Below are 15,139 nucleotides of genomic sequence, written 5' to 3'. Positions count from 1 at the left end.
GCGACGGTGGAGATTTCCTCCAGACCCCCCCCCCCCCCCACGGCACTCACCCCACCCCTAGGCCGGTCACCCCTCGTGGTGGCCGATCTCCACGTCCTCGAGGATGCCGAGCGCATCGGGCACGAGAACGGCCGCCGAGAAGTAAGCGCTCACCAGGTACGAGATGACCGCCTTCTCGTTGATGCCCATGAACCGCACGTTGAGCCCCGGCTGGACCTCATCGGGGATGCCGGTCTGGTGCAGCGCGACGACTCCCTGGTCGGCCTCACCCGTGCGCATCGCCAGGATCGAGCTGGTGCGATGCTCGGTGACCGGGATCTTGTTGCAGGGCAGCAGCGGGATGCCCCGCCAGGCGCGGACGTGCTGCCCCTGGAAGTCCACGCCCTGCGGGTAGATGCCCCGGCGGTTGCACTCCCGGCCGAACGCGGCGATCGTGCTCGGGTGCGCGAGCAGGAACTGCGTCTTGCGGCGCCGTGAGATCAGCTCGTCGAGGTCGTCGGGCGTCGGCGGCCCGGTGCGGGTGTGGATGCGCTGCTTGAGGTCGGCGTTGTGGAGCAGGCCGAACTCGCGGCTGTTGATCAGCTCGTGTTCCTGGCGCTCGCGCAGCGCCTCGACGGTGAGCCGGAGCTGCTCCTCCACCTGGTTCATCGGGTTGTTGTAGAGGTCGGCGACGCGGCTGTGCACCCGGAGGACGGTCTGCGCGACGCTCAACTCGTACTCGCGCGGTGTCAGTTCGTAGTCGACGAAGGTGCCGGGCAGGTCCGGTTCTCCGGCGTGCCCGGAGGCCAGCTCGATCGCCGCCTCACCGTGCCTGTTCTGCGGCAGCTGCGGCGCGGCCCTGAACTCCTCCAGGTGCGCGCGCAGCGCCGCGGAACGGGCGGTGACCTCCTCGAGCGACGCGCGCGGCAGGACGAGCACGGTGCAGGAGGTGACCGCCCGTACGGTGAACGGCCAGTTGCCGCCGTCCCCGGTGAGCGTGGACTCGCCGACGTAGTCGCCGTCCGCGAGCACGCCCAGCGCCGTACGGTCGCCGTACTTGCCGGTGCCCAGCTTGTCGGCCTTGCCGTGCGCGATGAGGACGACCTCGGATGCCGGGCTGTCGGCCTCCACGATCGCCTCGCCCGCGGACACCTCCCGCTGCATGAACCGGTCGGCGAGCGCCGCCAGCCCCTCACTGTCGTCGAAACCGCGCAGCGGCGGCAGTTCACGCAACTCGGCGGGGATCACCCGGACTTCGGCACCGGTGGTCACGAACTCGACGCGGCCGTCCCCCAGAGTGTGGGTGAGCCGCCGGTTCACCCGGTACGTGCCCGCGGTGACCTGGACCCACGGCAGCACGCGCAGCAGCCACCGGGAGGAGATCCCCTGCATCTGCGGGACGGACTTGGTCGTGGTCGCCAGATTCCGTGCTGCGGCCGTCGCCAGGCTCTGCTGCGGAACCTGCGGAGTCGGCTGCTGCCCGTCCTCGGAGACGGTCGTTTCCACTGACGTGGTCATCGGAGAACTTCACCCATTCCTATGCGATACGAGCTGATAACGGTCCCGGCTGTCAATTGCCGATTTCGACGTCCTCGAGAATTCCGAGAGCGTCGGGGACGAGAACGGCCGCGGAATAATAGGCGCTTACCAGATAGGAAATGACGGCCTTTTCGTTGATGCCCATGAAACGCACGGAAAGGCCCGGCTGGTATTCATCCTCGAGACCTGTGCGATGCAGGCCGATGACCCCCTGGCTCGCCTCTCCCGTGCGCAGCACCAGAATCGAGCTGGTGCGCTCCTGGGTGACCGGGATCTTGCCGCACGGGAAGATCGGCACGCCGCGCCAGGCCGGGATGGAGTGGCCCTGGTGGTCCACGGAGTCCGGGTGGACGCCGCGGCGGTTGCACTCCCGGCCGATGGCCGCGATGGCCTTCGGGTGGGCGAGGATCAGCCCCGGGTCCTTCCAGACGGTGGCCAGCAGCTCGTCGAGGTCGTCGGGGGTGGGCGGCCCGGTGCGGGTGCGGATGCGCTGCCGGAGATCGGCGTTGTGCAGCAGCCCGAACTCCCGGTTGTTGACCAGCTCGTGTTCCTGGCGCTCGCGCAGCGCCTCGACGGTGAGCCGGAGCTGCTGCTCCACCTGGTTCATCGGCTCGTTGTAGAGGTCGGCGACCCGGCTGTGCACGCGGAGCACGGTCTGGGCGAGGCTCAGCTCGTACTCGCGCGGAGCCGGTTCATAGTCCGCGAACGTGCCCGTGATGGGCGGCTCGCCGGTGTGCCCCGAGGTCAGGTGGATGTCGGCCTCGCCGTGGCCGTTCCGGCGCTGGTGCGGGATCGCGGGGTCGCGCGTGACATGGCTGCGCAGGGCCGGGGAGCGGGCCGCCACCTCGTTGAAGACCTGCCGCGGCAGGGCCAGCACGGTGCAGGCCGTGGCGGCCTTGAGGGTGTGGTCCCACTCACCCTCGGGTGCGGCGAGCGCCTGGTCGCCGAAGTGGTCGCCGTCCGCCAGCACGCCCACGACGGCGTCCCCGTCGTACTTGCCCGGGGCCAGTTTGGTCGCCTTTCCGTGGGCGATCAGGTAGAGGTGGTCGGCCGGGCGGCCGGCTTCGGCGATCAGCGCGTCCGCCGCGTACTCGCGCTGGACGAAGCGGGCGGCGAGGGCTTCGAGCACGGACGTGTCCTCGAACCCGCGCAGCAGCGGGAGCTCGCACAGCTCCGGCGGGATGACCCGGACCTGGGCGCCGGTGGTGACGAACTCGACGCGGCCGTCCCCGACCGTGTAGCTGAGCCGGCGGTTCACCCGGTAGGTGCCGCCGGGTACCTGGACCCAGGGCAGCAGGCGGAGCAGCCACCGGGAGCTGATGCCCTGCATTTGCGGTACGGACTTGGTTGTTGTCGCCAGATTGCGCGCAGCAGCCGTGCTCAGGCTCAGCTGCGGCTGACCGTCCGATGCGGCAGAAGTGGACTCCACCGACGTGGTCATAAAGACGCCACCCATCTCTGAAGGAGAAAAATGCCGGGTGCCCAATTCACCGGCACCGACAGCGAAAATATCAGCATGCAAAGGACCGCTGGAATCGCTCAAATGGGTGGGTTGGCCTGGGAATTGCCAGGAAATGCCGTGTGCGGGGCGGTGGCTGCCGGAGCACCAGGAGCGGGGTGCCCGGCCCTCAGTACGACGGCTGCGCTGGACCTGTGCCGAGCGTGGTCGTGCCGGGCGCCGCGCGGTGCCCGAGCCCCGTACGGTACGCGTCGAGCGCAGCCTCGATCCGGCCCTCGCGGCGCAGCAGATCGCCCAGCAGCCGGCAGATGTCGGCCAGGTCACCGGCCGCGCCGGAGTGCTCGAGCAGCGACAGCGCCTGGCAGTAGTGCAGTTCTGCGTCCTCGCCGGCTCCGTCCTCGTCGGCGATCATCCCGAGCAGCCGGTGGGCGCCCGCCGCGTGTACGGCGCCCCGCTCGGGCCCGAGCGCGGCACCGAGAGAGTCCAGCGTGCCGGACAGCAGCTCGGCCGCCTCCTCGCGGCGGCCGAGCCGCCGCAGCACGTCGGCCAGCTCCACATCCACCTGCGCAGTGAACAACTGGGCGCGCTTGGAGGCCAGCATGTCCCTGGCCGTGCGCAACTCGGCCTCCGCGCCCTCCAGATCGCCCGCCTGGGCGCGCACGTACCCGCGCATCCAGTGGCAGTGCGCAAGCTCGGTGCGGATGTGCAACTGCCGGTACAGTTCCTGGGCCTTGGCCAGCGAGGCCTCGGCCTCCGCGGTCCGCCCCTCGGCGATCATGGCGCGGGCCACGCCCCGGTGCATCCGCGCCACCAGCGCCGGGTCGCTGATGCTCGGCGCGAGCGAGAGGGCCAGCTCGGCGCTCTGCGCCGCGCGTGCATAGGCGCCCATGTCCATGTACGGGGCGATGGCGGCGCTGTGCAGCAGTACCAGCGCGTCCGGGTCGTGCAGGCCGCTGCGGTTGAGATCGTCGATGGCGGACTCCAGCAGGTAGCAGGAGTAGCGGAGTTCGCCCGTGAGCAGGTGGGCCACCGCCCGTCCCCGGATGGCCGCGACCCGGCGCGGCAGCGGCTCCCCGGCCAGTAGCTCTTCCGCCGCCTCGAAGCTGTCCCGCGCCTCGGCGAGCTCGCCCAGATCCAGGGCGCAGTCGCCGAGCGCGACCAGGGCGTCGGCCCGCTCCTCCTGGAAGCCGTGTTCCTCGGCGGTGGCCAGCAGTTCCCGCAGCAGCTCAGCGGCGTCCGCCGCGTCCCCGGCGCCGAGCATCTGGCAGGCGTCGGTGAGCCGTATGCGCAGGTCGGTGGCGAGGTGGGCGGGACGTCCCGTGGACAGCTCGTCGACGCTGACACCGAGCCGCGCGGCGAGGAAGCGGAGAGCGGTCTCGGACGGGCGGACCTTGCCGGACTCGAGGGTCGAGATGTAGGCGGCGGTGTACTCGGGCTCGGCCAACTGGCGCTGGGTCAGACCGAGTTCCGCGCGCAACCGCTGCACGCGCCGCCCGATCCCGCCGGTTTCCGCCGCCCGCTCCTCGCCCTTGGCGGTACTGCTGGTCGCCATCGGTCCGTGCCCCCTTGCTCGTGCTCGCCCGGACCCGTGCGGCCACCGAATCCGTCGGCCCCTCCGGCGCGGGGCGGCGTGCTCTGCGGCTCGCTCGCGTCCCAGCCGCTCGTACGCGCCCCCGGCTGGGGCGGCGAGCCAGTGGCTTGATCCGTGTGTTAAGGCTAGTTAACTATGGCCTTAATGGCCATGGGCGGGACCGAGCCGACAGGAGCGCACGTGACCAGTTACCGCCAGCCCGGCCTGGTGCTCACCGACCACACCTTCGAGGTCCCGCTGGACCACACCGACCCCGGCGGCGAGCAGATCGAGATCTTCGCCCGCGAAGTCGTGGCCCCGGGCAAGCAGGAGAAGGAACTGCCCTGGCTGCTCTACCTCGAGGGCGGGCCCGGCTTCGGCGCCCGGCGGCCCGTCGGCGCCACGGACTGGGTGGGCCGCGCCGTCGAGGAGTACCGGGTGCTGCTGCTCGACCAGCGGGGGACCGGCCGCTCGACCCCGGCCGACCGGCAGACCCTGCCGCTGCGCGGCGGCCCCCGGGAACAGGCCGGCTACCTCGCCCTGTTCCGCGCCGACGCGATCGTGCAGGACTGCGAATGGATCAGACTCCGGCTGACCGGCGGCGCGCCGTGGACCGTGCTCGGCCAGAGCTTCGGCGGCTTCTGCGCCGTGCACTACCTCTCCACCGCCCACGAGGCACTGCGGACCGCGCTGATCACTGGTGGGCTGCCCTCGCTCGACGCCGCCGCGGACGACGTCTACCGCGCCGCGTACCCGCGCGTCGAGCGCAAGACCCGTGCGCACTACGCCCGTTACCCGCAGGATGCACAGACCGCCCGGCGCATCGCCGCCCACCTGCGCGAGCACCCCACGGAACTGCCCGGCGGCTACCGCTTCACCGTCGAGGCATTCCAGGCCCTGGGCCACCAGCTCGGCGGGGCCGGCGGCTCCCACCGGCTGCACTACCTCATCGAGCACGCCTTCGTCCGCACCCCCTTGGGCCCGCGCCTCTCCGACGCCTTCCTCGAGGGCGCCAGGGCGGTGCTCTCGTACGCCGCCAACCCGCTCTACGCCCTGCTGCACGAGGCGATCTACGCCCAGGGCGACGAGCCGACGGCCTGGGCCGCCCAGCGCGTCCGCGCCGAGTTCCCGCAGTTCGACGCCGACCGTGCGCTGGCGAACGGCGAACCCCTCCTGTTCACCGGCGAGATGGTCTACCCCTGGATGCTCGACGCCGACCCGGCGCTGCGCCCGCTGCGCGAGACCGCCGAGCTGCTCGCCGGGCGCACCGGCTGGACCCGGCTGTACGACGCGGGGCGGCTCGCCGCGAACGAGGTCCCCGTCGCCGCGGCCGTCTACCACGACGACATGTACGTGGACACCGGCCATGCACTGCAAACCGCGCGCACGATCGGGGGTCTGCGCACCTGGGTCACCGACGAGTTCGAGCACGACGGCGTGCGGACCGGCGGTACCCGCGTTCTGGACCGGCTGCTGGCGCTCGCCCGCGACGAGGTCTGACAGGGGAGTCCCACGGCGAAGGGCGACACCGCCGCGTCCGCGAGTCGCAGCAGGCCCTCACCTGACGTCTCCTCACCAGTCCGTCTGCGCCTGCCCATTGCCCTGCCTGACGGCGCCCTCTAGGTTGACTGGCTGATTAAGCGCGCTTACCCAAGCGCTTATCGGCACCGTCCACCCCCCACCTGGAGGATTGCAGTGGTGCACATACGCAGAGCCGGCATGGCAGCCGGCGTCGTCTTCACAGGCCTCCTCGCAGCCACCGTTTCCCTCGCGGCCGCCCCGGATTCCGGGGCGGCCGCTGTGCGGTCCGCGCAGAGCCGGCCGAGCCACGAGACCCACGAGACCCGCCACGTCGAGTACTTCACCTCACCGACCGGCCACCCGCGCCACACCGAGGTCCCCGCCGCGGCCCCCGAGCGCCTGACCCGCGGCGAGGGTCGCGTCGCGGGCGACGGCGACGTCACCCCGATCGTCGAGAACGGCCCGACCGCCGACAAACTCGATGTCGTCGTCATCGGCGACGGCTACACCGAGGGCGAGCTCCCGCAGTTCCACACCGACGCGAAGGAGAAGTGGCAGGAGATCACCGGCGTCGAGCCGTACACCACCTACCAGGACCTCTTCAACGTCTGGGCGGTCGACGCGGTTTCGCGGGAGTCGGGCGTCTCCGGCGACCCCTCCCAGGACGTCGTCAGGGACACCGCCCTGCACAGCTACTTCTGGTGCGACGGTATCGAGCGCCTGCTGTGCGTCGACACCGGCAAGGTCGAGAGCTACGCCGCCAAGGCCCCCGAAGCCGACCTCGTCATCGTCGTCTCCAACAGCACCAAGTACGGCGGCGCGGGCTACAACGACGTCTCCTCCCAGCTCGGTTACGACGGCATCGCCACGGTCTCCGGCGGCAACGAGCAGTCCGGCCAGGTCGCGGTGCACGAGACGGGCCACTCCCTCGGCAAGCTCGCGGACGAGTACTTCTACCCCGAGTACGGCGAGTACACCGGGGCCGAGCCCGCCGACGTCAACACCACCACGTACACCGCCACGGAGCTCGCCGACCGGCAGGCGAAGTGGTACCGCTGGCTCGGCGAGCCCACCCCGGACGGCGGGACGATCGGCGCCTTCGAAGGCGCCGGGTACTACCCGCGCGGCCTGTACCGGCCGAGCGAGGACTCGATCATGCGCACGCTGGGCCGGGAGTTCAACACCGTCGGCCGCGAGGCGATGATCGCCGGGTTCTACCGGCACGCCAAGCCGCTCACCAGCAACACGGGTACGCAGCGCGTGATCACCCGCGCCGACAGCGTCACCGTGCGGGTGCCGCGGCTGACCGGCGCGGAGCGGCCCGTCTCGCTGCGCTGGTACCTGGACGGCAAGGAGATCAGGAGCCTGCGGGGCGAGCCCACCGCCGAGGTCGGGCGGCTCGTACGGCCGCACGACAAGGGCACGCACCGCCTCACCGCCACCGCGCACGACCCCACCAGCGCCGTGCGCGACCCTGCGCTGCGCGCCGTGCTGACCGGCTCGATCACCTGGACCGTGGGCCGCTGACCGCTGACCGCTGACCGCTGACCGCTGACCGCTGCCTGACCTGCTGCGCTCGCCTCCTCAGCGACTCCTCGCACGAGCTGCTCGCGGCTGCAGGCGGCCGCGCGGCCCAGGACGGCTCCGATCTCGCCACCGCGCACCTGCTGTGGACCGCCACCCAGGTGGCACCGCCCGGCATCTGCTGAGACAGGTGGGCGTCGATCCGGACCAGCCGGCGGGGGACCTGCAGGACCAGCTGCCCACCGGCACCGGGACCGGGGAGCCGGCTCTGACACCGGCCGCCGAACGGGCCCTGCTCGCCGCCCACGGGCGCTCGCGGGCGGTGGGCTCCTCGTACATCGGCCCCGAGCACATCCCCTCGGTTGATCCGGATCGTCGATCTGCTGCTCGAGCGCAGCCGCCGCAGGCTGCACGCGCAGCAGATCGGCCTCGAGATCACCGAGACGGCAAGGAGTGGCCGGCGAACCGCGGACAGCCTGCATTCGGCGCGCGGCCGCTGCGCCGCACGATCCAGAACGAGCTGGACAACCGGCTCTCGAACCTGCTGCCCGAAGGAGCCGTCAACCCCGGCGACACGGTCGTCTGCGACGTCAGGGACGGCGAGCTCGCCTGCACACTCGCCGCCGGGGAGCAGGGCACGGAGGGGGCGCCGCCCAGTCCTGACGCCGCTCTGACGCCGTTTCCCGGGCTCGTCCGGAAAAACGCCTCCGGGGCTGTTCCGCGCGGCCGAGCGACCGCTTAGTATGCGACGAGCGAGGCGGAACACCCACCCACGGTTGCGGAGGCCACCGGATGAAGGCATGGCGAGTCCACGAGAACGGCGAACCCCGCGAGGTCATGCGCCTCGAAGAGGTGCCGGATCCGGTCGCCGGGCCGGGGCAGCTGCTGCTGCGGGTGCGTGCGGCGAACATCAACTTCCCGGACGCGCTGCTCTGCCGCGGCCAGTACCAGGTCCGTCCGCCGCTGCCTTTCACCCCCGGCGTCGAGGTCTGCGGCGAGGTCGTCGCCCTCGGGGAGGGCGCGGAGGGCCGGGTCGGGGACCGGGTCATCGCCCAGCCTCCGCCGGGTACGGGCGGCTTCGCCGAGTACGCTGTCGCCGACGCCGCCGCCGTACGGCCCGCGCCCGAGGCGCTCGACGACGCCGAGGCCGCCGCCCTGCACATCGGATACCAGACCGGCTGGTTCGGGCTGCACCGCCGCGCGCACCTCCAGCCGGGGGAGACCCTGCTGGTGCACGCGGCCGCGGGCGGCGTGGGCAGCGCCGCCGTGCAGCTCGGCAAGGCGGCGGGCGCGACGGTCATCGGCGTGACGGGCGGCGCGGACAAGGCGCGCATCGCCCGCGAACTGGGCTGCGACCTTGTGATCGACCGGCGGACGGAGGACATCGTGGCCGCGGTCAAGGAAGCCACGGGCGGCCGGGGCGCCGACGTCGTCTACGACCCGGTCGGCGGCGACGCGTACGCCAAGTCCGTCAAGTGCATCGCCTTCGAGGGCCGGGTCCTCGTCGTCGGCTTCGCGAGCGGCGCCATCCCCACCCCCGGGCTCAACCACGCCCTGGTGAAGAACTACTCGATCGTCGGCCTGCACTGGGGGCTCTACAACACCCACGACCCGGCCGCGGTCCGGGCCTGCCACGAGGAGCTGACCAAGCTGGCCGCGCAGGGCGCGATCAAGCCCCTGGTCAGCGAGCGCGTGCCGCTCGACGGGGCGGCCGACGCCGTACAGCGGGTCGCCGACGGCACCACCACCGGCCGTGTCGTCATCACCCCCAACTGACCCAGCACCCACCGGAAGGAGCCGCGCCATGGCACGTACCGAGGCCACGACCGCCCCCGATGCGGACGGGCTGCGCCGCCGGGTCGCCGACCTGCTCGCCGCCCACGACCCCGCCACCACCGACCGGGCCGCATTCCTGCAGGCCCGCTTCGACGCCGGGCTCGCGTGGGTGCACTTCCCCGCCGGGCTCGGCGGGCTCGACGCCCCGCGCGCCCTCCAGGCCGTCGTGGACGCCGAGCTGGAGGCCGCGGACGCACCCGACAACGATCCGCACCGCATCGGCATCGGCCTCGGCATGGCCGCGCCCACGATCCTGCGCTACGGCACCGAGGAGCAGAAGCGACGGTTCCTGCGCCCGCTGTGGCTGGGCGAGGAGGTGTGGTGCCAGCTGTTCAGCGAGCCCGGCGCGGGCTCGGACCTGGCCGCGCTCGCCACCCGGGCCGTACGGGACGGGGACGGCTGGGTGGTCGACGGGCAGAAGGTGTGGACCTCGGGCGCGCACGTCGCCCGCTGGGCCATCCTCATCGCCCGCACCGACCCGGACCTGCCCAAGCACCGCGGCATCACGTACTTCGTCTGCGACATGACCGACCCCGGCGTCGAGGTGCGGCCGCTGCGCCAGATCACCGGCGAGGCCGAGTTCAACGAGGTCTTCCTGACCGGCGTACGGATCCCCGACAGCCACCGGCTCGGCGAGGTGGGCGACGGCTGGCGGGTCGCCCAGACGACGCTGATGAACGAGCGGGTCGCGATCGGCGGCGGCCGCGTGCCGCGCGAGGGCGGCCTCATCGGGCTCCTCGCCCAGAAGTGGCGCGAGCGCCCGGAGTTGCGCACCCACGACCTGCACCAGCGGGTGCTGGAGCTGTGGGTCGAGGCGGAGGCGGCCCGGCTCGCGGGGGAGCGGCTGCGGCAGCAGCTCGTGGCCGGTCAGCCGGGCCCTGAGGGCTCGGCGATGAAGCTCGCCTTCGCCCGCCTCAACCAGGAGATCAGCGGCGTGGAAGTCGAGCTCCGCGGCGAGGAGGGCCTGTTGTACGACGACTGGACCCTGCGCCGCCCCGAGGGCGTGGACTTCGCGGGGCGTGACGCCGGCTACCGCTATCTGCGGGCCAAGGGCAACTCCATCGAGGGCGGCACCACCGAGGTGCTCCTCAACATCGTCGCGGAACGCGTCCTGGGCCTGCCGCCCGAGCCGCGTACCGACAAGGACATCCCGTGGAAGGAGCTCGCCCGATGACGGGAGCCGAGGCGGCCACGACCGCCGCGCCGGACCTGCTGTACTCCGAGGCCGAGGAGGACCTGCGCGCCGCCGTACGGTCCCTGCTCGCCGACCGCTGCGACGCCCCCGCCGTACTCGCCGGGATCGAGAGCGGGCGGCCGTACGACCCGGACCTGTGGCGGGCCCTCGCGTCCGAGATCGGCACGGCCGGGCTGCTCGTCCCGGAGAAGCTCGGCGGCCAGGGCGCCACCGCGCGCGAGGCCGCCGTCGTCCTCGAGGAGCTCGGCCGCAGCGCCGCCCCGGTGCCGTATCTGACGAGCGCTGTGCTCGCCGTCGAGGCCCTGCTCGGCTGCGACGCCGACGACAGCGAAGTCGCCGGGCTGCTGGCCGCGCTCGCCGCAGGCCGGAAGGTGGGCACGCTCGCGCTGCCGCTGTCCACCGCGCCGGGCACGGCGCTCCCGGCGACCGTGCGGGTCGCGGAGGACGGGACGCTGGAGGGCCGCACCGGCGGTGTCGCGGACGCGGCCGGCGCCGACGTCCTGCTCGTACCGGCCCAGGGCGCGGAGGGGTACGGGCTGTACGTGGTGGAGGCCGCGGCGCCCGGAGTCACCATCACGCCGCTGGTGTCCCTCGACCTGACCCGGCCCGTCGCCGAGGTGGCGCTCGCCGGCGTGCGGGCGCGCAGGCTCGCCGGACCCGACGCCGCCGAGGCCGCCGTCAGGCGGGCCCTGCTCACCGGGGCCGGGCTGCTCGCCTCGGAGCAACTGGGCCTGGCCGAGTGGTGCTTGGCGGAGACCGTCCGCTACACCGGCGAGCGGCACCAGTTCAACCGGCCCGTCGGCTCCTTCCAGGCGCTCAAGCACCGGCTCGCCCGGCTGTGGCTGGAGCTCGTCTCGGCGCGCGCCGCGGCCCGTTACGCGGCGGACGCGCTTGCGACGGGCAGCGCGGACGCGCTCGTGGCGGTCGCGGTCGCCCAGTCCGCATGCTCGAAGGTTGCGGTACGGGCGGCCGAGGAGTGCGTGCAACTGCACGGCGGCATCGGAATGACCTGGGAGCATCCGGCGCATCTCTATCTGAAGCGGGCCAAGGCGGACGAGCTGGCCCTCGGCACGCCGGGTCGCCACCGGTCGTCTCTCGCCGACCTCGCCGACCTGCCCGCCCCCAGGGCCTGACGGGACTGAGGGCCGGGGCGCCTTTCACCCGCCGGTCCTTCTCCCCGCAGCTGCGGGGAGAAGGACCGGCGGTTTCATGACGGGGAAGGCCCGTTCACGAAGGAACGCCAGGTCGAGCGGCAGGCGACGCGCGGACGTCGGTCGACGCAACTCTTCGCGGACCGCGATTGATACGGCGGTGCTGAACCGATACTCCCTTACGTCACGTACTCGCTCACGTGACGTAGCTCCGCCCCCTCGCGCGCCCCCGACGTCCGCCGCGCAATTCCCCCGGGAGACCTCGTGTTCAGTCCCACTCGCCGCACTGTCGTCGCGTCCCTCGGCGCCGCCGTAGCGAGCACGCTCGCCTCCCCCTCGCACGCCTGGGCGGTGGCAGACGCCACCGACCACCCGGTGCCGCTGCGCCGGGCGCACGCACACAACGACTACGAGCACCCGCGCCCCCTCGCCGACGCCCTCGCGCACCGCTTCACCAGCGTCGAGGCCGACATCTGGCTGATCGACGGCCAACTCCTCGTCGGCCACGACCTGGACGACCTCACCCCCGAGCGCACCCTCGAGTCGCTCTACCTCGACCCGCTGCTCGCCCGAGTACGCGCCAACCACGGCTCGGTCTACCAGGGGTACCGGATACCGCTGCAGCTGCTCATCGACATCAAGAACACCGGCGAGGCGACGTACCTCGAACTCCACCGCAGGCTGCGCCGCTACCGCTCCATCCTGAGCTACGCCGCCGACGGCCGCGTCCGCACCGGAGCCGTGACGCCCGTCATCTCGGGTGACCGGGCCGCCCGCGCCCCCATGGAGGCGCAGCATCTGCGGTACGCCTTCTACGACGGCCGTCTCGACGACCTGGGCACCGGTGTCCCGGCGTCCTTCATCCCGCTCATCAGCACCAACTGGACGCTCAGTTTCAGCTGGCAGGGCGTGGGCCCGATGCCCGCCGAGGAGCGCGCGACGCTGCACGAGATCGTCTCCGCCGCTCACGCGGAGCGTCAGCGCGTGCGGTTCTGGGCGACACCCGACGCGATCGGCCCGGCCCGCGAGGCCGTCTGGCACGAGCTCCTGGCGGCGAGTGTCGATCACATCAACACCGATGACCTGGCGGGGCTGGAGCGGTTCCTCAGCACCCACGACCAGCCTCGGCGGTGACAGGGAGTCAATCACCCGTTCGGCGGAGCCTGAACGGCCGGGACGGAGCGCGCGATACGCCACACTTTGGGCCGATCGCCGCACCGTCCGCCCGCGGCCGAGGAGGTTCGTCGCCATGGCCATTTCGATCTCACTCGTCTTCTTGCTCGTGATCCTGACCATCGTCTTCGTGCGCAATGGTGCACTGAAGTTCACCCATGCCGTGGTCTGCATGCTGCTCGGCTTCTGCCTGGCCGGATCCAGCCTCGCCCCCACCCTGTCGGACGGCCTCGCGGCGACTGCGGAAGTGGTCAGCAGCGTCCGCCCCTGATCCTCCCCTGGCACCGTGACACCGTTCCCCTGACGGCCATCGGCCCAGGCAGTCGGGCGAGTTGGTGATCTCCACGAACAAGGGCTCCGGTATCCCTGTAGAGTGGCCGCACTCTAAAGGACTCGCTTCCCGAGAAGTACGCCGCAGAACGGGAGCACGCTCGCACGCATCGTGCGCAGCGACGGAGGGGCGGCATCGGTTCCGTATGCCCTTCCGTAGGAGTGTCTGTCCCATGAACGTAGGCCTCGGCCTTCCCATCAACGACCCCGCTGTGCTGCTGACCTGGGCGCGGCGCGCCGACTCCGGCCCCTTCACCACCCTCGGCCTGCTCGACCGCGTGGTCTACGACAATCCCGAACCGCTGGTCACCCTGGCTGCCCTCGCCGGGGCCACCTCGCGGATCCGTGTGCAGACCGAGGTTCTGGTCGCACCCGTCCGCGACACCGCCGTGCTCGCCAAGCAGAGCGCCACGCTCGACCGCATGTCCGGCGGGCGTTTCACCCTCGGCATCGGGCTCGGCGGACGCGAGGACGACTATCTGGCCACGGGAGTTGACGTCCGCCGCCGCGGACGCCGGCTCGACGAGCAGATGGCCCTCCTGCGGCGCGCCTGGAGCGGTGAGTCCTACGGCGAGGGCGTCGGGCCGATCGGGCCCGCACCCGTACGCCCCGGCGGGCCCGAGGTACTGTTCGGCGGATTCGCGCCGGCCGCGATCGAGCGGGTCGCACGCTGGGGTGACGGCTTCCTCGGCGCCGCGATCTCTCCCGAGTTGATCGACCGGCTCTTCCGCGACGTGGAAAAGTCCTGGCAGAGGGCGGGGCGTTCGGGCCGCCCCCGGCTCCTCGCCCAGGTCAACGCCGCCCTCGGCCCGGACGGATGCGTCGACGAAGCGCGTAAGAACATCCGCGACTACTACGGATCGAATGATTACACCGAACACCTCGTGAACGGGCTGCTCACCACGGAGCAGCAGATCCGCGGCGCAGTCACCGCGTACACGGGTCTGGGTGCCGACGAAGTGATGCTGTACTGCTGGTCCTCGGACCCGGACCAGATCGAGCGCCTCGCCGACGCGCTCTTCTGACGAAACGGGGCGCTGGGTGGCCGCAGGGCCGCCCGGCTCCCCCGTTCCGGCGTCAGAGCACCCGGGAACGGATCAGGAAGCGCACACCCTCCGGTGCCTCGAGGGAGAAGCCGCTGCCCCGGCCCGGTACGACGTCGACGATGAGACGGGTGTGGCTCCAGCGCTCGTACTGGCTTGCCGACATCCAGAACGGCACCGGTTCGCCGGACTCGTCGACACTCAGCTCGGCCAGCAGCACGTCGGAGTTGCCGGTGCGGAACTCACCCGCGGGGTAGCACATGGGCGCACTGCCGTCGCAGCAGCCGCCCGACTGGTGGAACATCAGCGGTCCGTGGACCGCCCACAGCTGCCGCACCAGTTCAGCGGCCGCAGGCGTCAGTTCCACGCGCGGGACGTCAGTCATCGCGGGGGCGCAGGTTCTTCGTCTCTTGGCGGTACACGTGCTGCCCCTCTCTTGACCGATCATGCTCGCCGAGTCGTCTTCGGGCGCTGACCCAGCTAACTCCCTGACACGTTGCGAGGTGGTTGCATGAGGAAGGGGCGGTGTCCGGAGAAGCGTTGAGTCGAGTCACACGGCCTGATCATGGGCTTCGTCGAGGGCGAGGGGTGAATAGCGGTCCTTCAGCACATGCCGTAGGCGGGAGAGCCGGAGCGCGAGCTGGACTTCGAGTGCGCGCTCCGGCTTCTGCCATTCGGGGCCCAGGAGTTCGCTGATCCGCTCCAGCCGGCGGACGACGGTGTTGGGGTGCACATGCAGTTTCTCGGCCGCGTACCTCGGGCTGCCACCGGTGTCGAAGTAGGCGTCCATGGTGCGGGTGAGCTCGGTGAAACGCTGCC

Annotated in this window: 14 protein-coding genes; 9 read left to right on the top strand and 5 right to left on the bottom strand. The window is 71.8% G+C overall.

Annotated features, from left to right (window positions below; genetic code table 11):
• Window positions 1–66: 66 nt before the first annotated feature.
• The 3 genes from ACTWQC_RS35130 to ACTWQC_RS35120 all read right to left on the bottom strand — a co-directional run bounded on the left by ACTWQC_RS35130 (window position 67) and on the right by ACTWQC_RS35120 (window position 4,529).
• Complete coding sequence (locus tag ACTWQC_RS35130; RefSeq protein WP_443319925.1) at window positions 67–1,497, bottom strand: family 2B encapsulin nanocompartment shell protein; 1,431 nt, start codon at window positions 1,495–1,497, stop codon at window positions 67–69.
• Between the two features lie 52 nt (window positions 1,498–1,549).
• Window positions 1,550–2,959 (bottom strand): family 2B encapsulin nanocompartment shell protein, encoded by a 1,410-nt coding sequence (locus tag ACTWQC_RS35125; RefSeq protein WP_443319924.1) that lies wholly within the window; start codon window positions 2,957–2,959, stop codon window positions 1,550–1,552.
• Window positions 2,960–3,146: 187 nt separating this feature from the next.
• The gene (locus tag ACTWQC_RS35120; protein WP_443319923.1) at window positions 3,147–4,529 is read right to left on the bottom strand and encodes a helix-turn-helix domain-containing protein; all 1,383 of its coding nucleotides are present in this window, start codon (window positions 4,527–4,529) and stop codon (window positions 3,147–3,149) included.
• Window positions 4,530–4,718: 189 nt separating this feature from the next.
• Between ACTWQC_RS35120 and ACTWQC_RS35115 the strand changes: the two genes are divergently transcribed.
• The 9 genes from ACTWQC_RS35115 to ACTWQC_RS35075 all read left to right on the top strand — a co-directional run bounded on the left by ACTWQC_RS35115 (window position 4,719) and on the right by ACTWQC_RS35075 (window position 14,302).
• Entirely contained in the window at window positions 4,719–6,047 is a 1,329-nt protein-coding gene (locus ACTWQC_RS35115; protein ID WP_443319926.1) for an alpha/beta fold hydrolase, read from the top strand.
• 219 nt (window positions 6,048–6,266) lie between these two features.
• Window positions 6,267–7,595: a M64 family metallopeptidase gene (locus ACTWQC_RS35110; protein ID WP_443319922.1), complete on the top strand. Its 1,329-nt coding sequence runs from the start codon at window positions 6,267–6,269 to the stop codon at window positions 7,593–7,595.
• 187 nt (window positions 7,596–7,782) lie between these two features.
• On the top strand, window positions 7,783–8,334 hold the full coding sequence (locus ACTWQC_RS35105; RefSeq protein ID WP_443319921.1) for a hypothetical protein: 552 nt from the start codon (window positions 7,783–7,785) through the stop codon (window positions 8,332–8,334).
• 50 nt (window positions 8,335–8,384) lie between these two features.
• The gene (locus tag ACTWQC_RS35100; protein ID WP_443319920.1) at window positions 8,385–9,368 is read left to right on the top strand and encodes an NADPH:quinone oxidoreductase family protein; all 984 of its coding nucleotides are present in this window, start codon (window positions 8,385–8,387) and stop codon (window positions 9,366–9,368) included.
• Between the two features lie 28 nt (window positions 9,369–9,396).
• Entirely contained in the window at window positions 9,397–10,602 is a 1,206-nt protein-coding gene (locus tag ACTWQC_RS35095; protein WP_443319919.1) for an acyl-CoA dehydrogenase family protein, read from the top strand.
• Window positions 10,599–11,756 carry an acyl-CoA dehydrogenase family protein gene (locus ACTWQC_RS35090; protein WP_443319918.1) on the top strand — a complete coding sequence of 386 codons (1,158 nt, stop codon included), beginning with the start codon at window positions 10,599–10,601 and terminating at the stop codon, window positions 11,754–11,756. Before ACTWQC_RS35095 ends, ACTWQC_RS35090 begins: the two co-directional genes overlap by 4 nt.
• Window positions 11,757–12,038: 282 nt before the next feature.
• Window positions 12,039–12,908: a phosphatidylinositol-specific phospholipase C/glycerophosphodiester phosphodiesterase family protein gene (locus ACTWQC_RS35085; protein ID WP_443319917.1), complete on the top strand. Its 870-nt coding sequence runs from the start codon at window positions 12,039–12,041 to the stop codon at window positions 12,906–12,908.
• Window positions 12,909–13,023: 115 nt separating this feature from the next.
• Window positions 13,024–13,218 (top strand): hypothetical protein, encoded by a 195-nt coding sequence (locus ACTWQC_RS35080; RefSeq protein WP_443319916.1) that lies wholly within the window; start codon window positions 13,024–13,026, stop codon window positions 13,216–13,218.
• Window positions 13,219–13,450: 232 nt separating this feature from the next.
• Complete coding sequence (locus tag ACTWQC_RS35075) at window positions 13,451–14,302, top strand: LLM class flavin-dependent oxidoreductase (RefSeq protein WP_443319915.1); 852 nt, start codon at window positions 13,451–13,453, stop codon at window positions 14,300–14,302.
• 52 nt (window positions 14,303–14,354) lie between these two features.
• On the opposite strand, the gene ACTWQC_RS35070 is transcribed toward ACTWQC_RS35075, so the two are convergent.
• Together ACTWQC_RS35070 and ACTWQC_RS35065 are read right to left on the bottom strand one after the other, a co-directional pair.
• On the bottom strand, window positions 14,355–14,705 hold the full coding sequence (locus ACTWQC_RS35070; RefSeq protein WP_443319914.1) for a DUF779 domain-containing protein: 351 nt from the start codon (window positions 14,703–14,705) through the stop codon (window positions 14,355–14,357).
• Window positions 14,706–14,870: 165 nt separating this feature from the next.
• The coding region (locus ACTWQC_RS35065) for a PucR family transcriptional regulator (RefSeq protein WP_443319913.1) at window positions 14,871–15,139 on the bottom strand (269 nt) is incomplete at its 5' end.

Origin of the sequence: Streptomyces sp. 8N616, assembly GCF_052246385.1 — a bacterium.
In the GTDB taxonomy this organism is placed as follows: Bacteria; Actinomycetota; Actinomycetes; order Streptomycetales; family Streptomycetaceae; genus Streptomyces.
Note: the sequence above shows the minus strand (reverse complement) of the source record. Positions and strands in the feature narration are given on the sequence as shown.